The sequence below is a fragment of the Alcanivorax sp. HI0044 genome, assembly GCF_001634945.1.
This window is the reverse complement of the sequence record NZ_LWEZ01000806.1, coordinates 1-550: the sequence shown is the minus strand read 5'-3', so window position 1 is coordinate 550 and position 550 is coordinate 1. Positions and strand designations below refer to the sequence as shown.

At 55.8% G+C, this 550-nt stretch carries 1 pseudogene; it reads left to right on the top strand.

Annotation, left to right across the window (positions count from 1 at the left end):
- Positions 1-41: 41 nt before the first annotated feature.
- Positions 42-550 (top strand): annotated as a pseudogene (locus A3730_RS32615) (hypothetical protein); the annotation flags it as partial.

The window sequence follows — 550 nt, the reverse complement described above, 5'->3', positions numbered from 1 at the left end:
CATCAAGGCACAAACAACAACTCTGGTGAAGAGCGCACAACATGTCTCAGACCTATCCGGCTCCCATGCCAAACGAAAAAAGCCACGCTTCCGTGGCCCCCAACGAGATCGCCGTGGGCGTGGTCATCGGGCGTACCTCCGAGTATTTCGACTTCTTTGTCTACGGCATCGCCTCCGTACTGATCTTCCCGCAGCTGTTTTTCCCCTTTACCGGCCAGCTGCAGGGCATGCTCTATTCTTTCATGCTGTTTGCTCTGGCGTTTGTAGCGCGGCCCTTTGGCACCGCCCTGTTCATGTGGATTCAGCGCCAGAGCAAACAGCATGAAAGAATAGAGCATGCCCTGCAGCTGGCCGGTAAAGGGGAAAAACAGCTGCGGGAAGATCAGTACGGAGGCGATGCCGTAGACAAAGAAGTCGAAATACTCGGAGGTACGCCCGATGACCACGCCCACGGCGATCTCGTTGGGGGCCACGGAAGCGTGGCTTTTTTCGTTTGGCATGGGAGCCGGATAGGTCTGAGACATGTTGTGCGCTCTTCACCAGAGTTGTT